The 1,816-nt window shown below is 36.3% G+C and carries 1 protein-coding gene and 1 pseudogene; both read right to left on the bottom strand.

The genetic code is table 11. The annotated features are described in order from the left end of the window. Positions 1 to 256: 256 nt before the first annotated feature. Positions 257 to 1,189, bottom strand: a complete 933-nt coding sequence (locus tag BLV99_RS17950) for an IS5-like element ISAha2 family transposase (RefSeq protein ID WP_092693069.1) — start codon at positions 1,187 to 1,189, stop codon at positions 257 to 259. Positions 1,190 to 1,436: 247 nt separating this feature from the next. Beyond that, a pseudogene (locus tag BLV99_RS17945) lies at positions 1,437 to 1,721 on the bottom strand (transposase); the annotation flags it as partial. Positions 1,722 to 1,816: the final 95 nt, after the last annotated feature.

Raw genomic sequence — 1,816 nt, 5'->3', positions numbered from 1 at the left:
TAATTTCAGTAAGACTCATGGAATTTAAATGAAACCTAATAAGTGGTTGATTGGATCAATTATATCAAAATAGAACGCTTTATATATGATGCGTATCATACGCATCATATAAAAATGTAAAATATTGTTTTATATGCTTATTATTAAAAATCCTATGGTTTTAGTAACCATCTCAAGTACCACCTCAAGTTTAAGTTCCCAACGGCTTTGTTGCACAAAGATTTAAAAGATAACACTCTGCTCATTTGAACAGAATTCAAGTGACAACTTGGGTATGAGGACGACCTAATTCTGTAAATTTGTTCAATACGGCTATGCGTGCATGAATCTCATTCACCTGACTAGAAAAACTCCTTGCTGTTAATTTATCACCTAATAGTTTGATGCAATGCATCTTGGTTTCAACTAAACTTCGACGATGATAACCAGACCATTTTTTCCAAAGCGTTCTTCCTAAACGTTTAACTGTTTTCAGTAACTCATTCCGCTCTAAAGATCTCAATTTCTGATCTTTCCATGGTTTTGCATTTTTTCTTGGCGGAATGAGCGCATGTGCATCTCGATCTAGAATGACTTGTCTGCAGTGCTTCGTGTCATAAGCACCATCGGTATAGACCGAATCAATTCGTTCATCTAAGGGAATTTGAGCAAGTAAATCACCGAGTACTTGCGAATCGCTCACATTATTTGTAGCAAGCTGTACTGCACGTGTTTGCAAGGTTTCAGCATCGATGCCAATATGAAGCTTACGCCATTGGCGACGATATTCAGGTCCATGTTTCTTACGTTTCCACTCACCTTCACCTAGAAACTTTAAGCCAGTTGAGTCGACGAGTAGATGTAGCCCATCACTACTTTTTTGATAGCTAATCGCAATATCAATATGTTTTTGTCTTCGACAAAGCGTACTGTAATCTGGTGCGGTCCAATTTAATCCACAAAGTTTAATCAGACTTTGAACAAAACCTGTGACCATGCGTAAAGAGAGTCTAAATAAAGATTTGATCATTAAACAGCATTGAATAGCCGTATCGGAGTAAGTTTGATTTCGACCTTGCTTGTTTTGTGGTTGTGCATACCACTGAGTGTTTGGATCAAACCAAATGGAAATGTTGCCCCGATTAATGAGAGCGCGATTATAGGAAGACCAATTGGTTGTACGATAAGTTTTAGGAGTAGGTTTATTCATTTTGAAATTATAGGACTGAATAAACCTTATAGGCTAGGTTTGTGCAACAAAGCCACTATTGTCTAAAATCCAGTAATCAAACTGTGATGCTAAAGCTTTTAAATTCCCCTTATTATGAATCAAAGTCAGCATGATGATTTTCATAAAGACGGTTTACTTATGATAAGGAAATTTCTAAACAATACCCCTTTCAACATACTTAGGCTATTTCAACCAGAGTTCATCTTTTTGCATCATTTTTAAGAACCTATCCAGAATATTTTCTATGCAAAAGTAGCCTTAAAAAGGCTAAATTAATGAACTGAAGACTCGTATTTAGGTGCTTTTCACAGTTTTTCCAGAGCCTTCTACACTTTTCTAACCAAGCAAATGATCTTTCCACAACCCAGCGTTGTGGAATGACTGCAAATTTATGCAATTCACTTCGTTTAGCTACATCAACTCGGGATCCGATTAAATTATTAACAGCCAAAGAAAAGCGTTCACCTGTATAACCGCCATCAACAAATACAACCTCTACATTTTGTAAGCTGGTGGTGTTTCAAAAAGTATGCTGAAACAAAGCAGGTTGAATTTTGATAAAATAGAGAAATGCGAATAACTCTAGAAATCAAATGTCCAACCTGC

The sequence above is a fragment of the Acinetobacter kyonggiensis genome, assembly GCF_900107285.1.
Classification (GTDB): Bacteria; Pseudomonadota; Gammaproteobacteria; order Pseudomonadales; family Moraxellaceae; genus Acinetobacter; species Acinetobacter kyonggiensis.
This window is presented reverse-complemented; position numbering and strand designations above follow the sequence as displayed.